Here is a 4,637-nt window from a genome sequence, read left to right as displayed (position 1 = left end):
AGTTGGCTGCTAGAACTATGGTACAGCGACGCAAGATTAGTTATGCCACCCAAACAGAACTTGGTACCAAAGCATGGGATATTTTCATGTCCCTGGTTGCCACTACTCGTAAGTTAGGTATTAGCTTTTTTGAGTATATGCATGACCGGATTTTGCAACTCGGTGATATTCCCTGTTTGGGTAACATTATTCGAGAGAAGTCTTCTTCTAACCCATTTGGTTGGTCGTGGCTACCTGAATAAATCTCTACCCCGAAATTTTGAGCCGATACCTTCGTTGGTTGCCTGAATCTCTTCTTTGGCAGTTTCTAGCTCCTCATTGGTGCTTTGCAACTCTTCATTACTAGAGAGGATTTCTTCATTGGCAACTTTCAGGTCTTGATTGATATGCTCTTGCTCTTGGATCACCGCTTGTAGATATTCTTGAGTTGCAGCCTGCTTTTGGATGGCGGTTGCGATTTCAAGTCTTAGCCGAACATTCTCTCGCTCTGAGTCTGGCTGCTCTAAACTTTCAGGATTTACCGTGTTGACGTTTTTAACCGTGGGTGGCGCTTGTTCAAATAAAACCAAAAAGTAGAATTCTTCGTCGGTCCCAGGGTTGAATGGAATCACCTCAAGATTGATGATTTTTGAAAGCTCGTCGGATTCAATCCGTAACCCTTCTCTTCTAACTAGAATTTTTTGCCGTTGTGCCTGATAAATTGTCGCCCGTAGCTCCATGAGCAAGCCTTGGCGCACCATTTTGAATAAGTTAAGACTCGGTTTCCCCGGTAAAAGTTTGAGGTAGAGATCGATTTCTCCCCGAAATTGCAGCACCTCCATCTTGTCGTTGATCACTACACCCACTGGGGCATAGCGATTCAAGATTAGTTGGTCAGTTTTTTTCTCTAAGTCAAACTCATCTGATGGATTCTCATCGGTCGGCTTTGATTCGTCCACTTTTACTATCGGATAATTGCTGGTAATGAACGAAAAAGTTGGACGAATTCCAGTTAGCTTTTTGCTGTAGATTTTATACTTTTTGTCAATTAGAGTAAACAAGTCCGAATATTTACCTGTACTTTCTGAAGTCCCTAGCAACAAAAAGCCAGTCGGGTTAAGACTGTAATGAAAGATGGGCAATATCCGTTTTTGCAACGTTTCGCCCAAGTAAATCAGTACATTTCGACAACTGACTAAATCCAAGTTAGAAAAAGGGGGATCGCTGCCCAAGTCTTGTCGGGCAAACACACATAGTTCGCGCACAGCTTTGCTAATTTGATATCCACCGCCCTCAAGGGCATTAAAAAATCGGCGGCGGCTCTCTGGTGAGACTTCCACCATTTGATTCTCTGCATAAATACCTGTTCTCGCTTTTTCAATCGCTATTTCACTGATGTCTGTGGCAAAAATTTGGATCGGCGGCGAGGTTACTTTATCTGACAAAAACTCCAGTAAGGAGATGGCGATGGAATACACTTCTTCACCCGTCGAACACCCAGCTACCCAAATCCGAATCGGCAACTCTGCTGATTTGTTTTGGATGATGGTAGGAAAGACTCGCTCTTTCAACACTTCAAATGCTTCGGGATCGCGGAAAAAATGGGTGACGTGGATCAGAATTTCTTCATACAGCGCCTTCACTTCACTTGGATTGTTTTGCAAATACTCGGTATAATCCTCCAAGCGTTCTAGTTTATACAACAGCATTCGGCGCTGGATTCGGCGCTCAAGGGTGTTGGGCTTGTAGTGGCTGAAGTCAACGCCAGTTTGCGATCGCAATAATACAAATATAGTCGCCAGGGCATCTCCCTGTTCGGGCAACTTCTCAACCGCGATCAGTGGCAATGAGCCAGAAATAAAAGGATTGCGACTGAGGTTTGCCAGCTCCTCGGCAATTTTTTCCGGCGGCAATACAAAATCAACATTCCCGGTGGCAACAGCCCTATTGGGCATACTATCGAATTGTGCCGTGTTTTCACACTGAGCAAAAGTCACGCCTCCGGCTGCCTTGATTGCTTTCAGCCCCAGTGAACCGTCTCCATCCGATCCAGATAAAACCACTGCGATCGCTTTGTGCCCTCGATCTGCTGCCAATGAAGTAAAGAACGCATCACCAGGCATATATTTACCCTGAACTTTCTCTCGCGGCGTGAGCTGCAACACTCCATTAGATAAGATCATCTTAGTGTTAGGGGGAATAATGTAGATCTTGTTAGGTTCTACAGTCACGCCATCTTGCACTTCAGTGACGGGCATTTGAGTTGTTATTGCGAGAATCTCGCTCAACAGACTCTTGTGGTTAGGGTCTAAGTGTTGAATCAGCACAAATGCCATCCCTGTATCGGTAAGCAAATGCTTAAGTAACTGCGTAAATGCCTCTAATCCACCCGCAGAGGCGGCAATGCCAACGATGGGAAATAAAGCATCTGCAATATCTTGCTGCTCTATGTCGAACGTTTCATTCGCGGTAGATTCAGATACAGGTTCCTCAGAGGCTTGATTAGATGTTATAAGATCAGGTTTAGTACCGCAATGCTTTGGCGGCTAAGGTTTATATTTTAGGTTGGTTTACCAAATAAAAGCAGGAGGCAGGAAGAAAATATATTTTTTAACCTTCGCTACTTTCTTAACAGCACGGTCATTTTATTTATGAAAAACATATTTATTTGAATATTTAAATAAATAAATATAAACTATAAACAATTTTAATTTTCCTGAATCCAAATCACTGCCAAAAACTATGAAACTAGAATAAATGCAACACCAATCATTACGCTATTCAAAACTAAAACTAATTGAGTGGAAACACACATTTTATAGTTCCTTGTATTAATCCTATCATTTTTGAGTCATAAAAAATAAATTAAACGAGAAATCCTAATTTTTCGTTGCTTCTCAACCTTGGTTGTGATGAAGAGTAATTTAGATGCGTTTGCCCTGGTTTTCCCGGCGGCTGTCGGGAGTTGTCCAAGCACCCGCCTATTACCTTGATCCTAAGAATTCCAAATATTTTTTATCCACTGATGTTAATAATCTCTAAGTTCGTAGGTAACGATTATAGACGTTTATTCCCCTTTTTGAACCAACAATTTCTCAGACGCTCCAGCCGCAAAACCCAACCCAATCGCCACTACAGTAACGCTGGGCTTGATAAATAACGTCACAATTCTGATAACTGCACCTCAAAGACATTAACTCTTGAAAATTTGCGGTTACTAGATAAAGTTTGGACGGGAGAAAATATGCGAGTGTTGGAATTAATTGCCATCTTGGAAAAAGATGGCAAACGAGATGTTTAATCAATATGCGCTGGCTACGGCAATTGTGCGGATTCATCAAGTTAGCTGATTAATAAGTCCCGCACAAACACGGATTTATTCCTGCTGCCTTTCAGTAAAACTGCATTATACAAGTTTTAAAGGTGCATTTATGGCTGATACTACAATGTTAGATAACCGTATAAATAAGGAAATAAATTTTGAACCATTAGAAGCGACAGTAGCGGCAACAGAAGAAGAGTCTGTAATATTAGCCGAAAAGCTCACACAGGTGGCAATTCCTTTATATGTATTGTTACAAGCACTGAATATAGCAAAACACGATAAGACAGCAGCTTTCCGCTATGCTGACAAATATCTAAACAATATCAAAAACTCGAAATGGGTTATTATCCAAACGGCTTGAAATTTTCCCATGAAACGCTCGGTTGAATATTTTTCTCCTGATGTAAATTCTCAGTTTTGATTATTCAAAGCATTGAACTTATATTTAATTGGAGAATTTTGGAGTAATTTTTCAATTCCTTTTCGGATCAGCTCTGGTGGAACTCCGTCTAATTTCAACTCGGTTTGGATAAACTCATCTATTGAATTGGCTTTTGTCTTCTCTAAGAGCGCCAACATTTGTTGAGCTTGGGTTGTTGGTGTGCAAGATGAATTAGTTCCAGCTTGAGAAGTTTGCTTATTACTTGGTGCAGAGTCAATAAAGTTTTTGGTATCCCGGTCATAGCCAGAGAAATTCTTTAACAGAGGCATTGGTATCCATTCATTGATGCCGCCGTAATAACCCTGTTTTGTCAATCTGGGAGAAGCTAATCCCTGTAAGCCTTTCGCAGCTTTAGTTTTCAGGTTTTAGCTACAAATTTTAGTTACTATTAGAAAATAAAGGTTCAAAGCTTGGCTCAACCAAAGTTTCAGAATCTTGCTTCGATTATTGTTTTCCAAGAGTGACAGAATAGGGTTAGTATAAATTGTTAAAGCCTGCCTGTAAAAGTTGATTTGGGAAATTGGCTTGATCCAATATGTAGCAGATGAAAATTTAGTAAACTATGAGCAAAAAATGGGCAGTAAAACGAATCACTATCAATTTAACTGATAGTGAAGCGAAAAAGCTGGAAAAATATTGTCAAATGACCGGAAGACCTGCAACTGATGTAATTCGGGAATTGATTCGTTCTCTAGAAATAAATGCAATTGAACGAATTCCATCAGCATAACAGTCAGCCAGAGGAATTAAATCAGCAGTGGAAAAATACTAAATCTGCGTAAACGTTCACAGGAGTTATCCTGCTACTGTAAAAAATAAGTACACGTAAATGGTAGATTAAGAGGCATGAATGAAAACTGCCTCGCCTACGGAATCGAAATTTCCGACTTA

The 4,637-nt window shown here is 40.7% G+C and carries 4 protein-coding genes and 1 pseudogene; 3 read left to right on the top strand and 2 right to left on the bottom strand.

Translation table 11 applies throughout. The features are described 5' to 3' along the window. Positions 1-242: pseudogene (locus H6G97_RS45845) on the top strand (hypothetical protein); the annotation flags it as partial. On the opposite strand, the gene H6G97_RS45840 reads toward H6G97_RS45845, so the two are convergent. Next, the gene (locus H6G97_RS45840; protein WP_338421991.1) at positions 231-2,384 is read right to left on the bottom strand and encodes a CheR family methyltransferase; all 2,154 of its coding nucleotides are present in this window, start codon (positions 2,382-2,384) and stop codon (positions 231-233) included. The pseudogene H6G97_RS45845 and the gene H6G97_RS45840 overlap by 12 nt on opposite strands. Before the next feature lie 1,026 nt (positions 2,385-3,410). On the opposite strand from H6G97_RS45840, the gene H6G97_RS45835 reads away from it, so the two are divergent. Next, on the top strand, positions 3,411-3,665 hold the full coding sequence (locus tag H6G97_RS45835; RefSeq protein WP_190947058.1) for a hypothetical protein: 255 nt from the start codon (positions 3,411-3,413) through the stop codon (positions 3,663-3,665). A gap of 50 nt (positions 3,666-3,715) precedes the next feature. Here the strand turns inward: H6G97_RS45835 and H6G97_RS45830 are convergent, their stop codons facing one another. After that, positions 3,716-4,060, bottom strand: coding sequence for a hypothetical protein (locus H6G97_RS45830; protein ID WP_190947057.1), 345 nt, complete (start codon positions 4,058-4,060; stop codon positions 3,716-3,718). Between the two features lie 248 nt (positions 4,061-4,308). Here H6G97_RS45830 and H6G97_RS45825 point away from each other — a divergent pair, with 248 nt between their 5' ends. Further along, complete coding sequence (locus H6G97_RS45825; RefSeq protein WP_190945973.1) at positions 4,309-4,476, top strand: ribbon-helix-helix protein, CopG family; 168 nt, start codon at positions 4,309-4,311, stop codon at positions 4,474-4,476. The last annotated feature ends 161 nt before the right edge of the window (positions 4,477-4,637 follow it).

Origin of the sequence: Nostoc flagelliforme FACHB-838, assembly GCF_014698065.1 — a bacterium.
In the GTDB taxonomy this organism is placed as follows: Bacteria; Cyanobacteriota; Cyanobacteriia; order Cyanobacteriales; family Nostocaceae; genus Nostoc; species Nostoc flagelliforme_B.
This window is presented reverse-complemented; position numbering and strand designations above follow the sequence as displayed.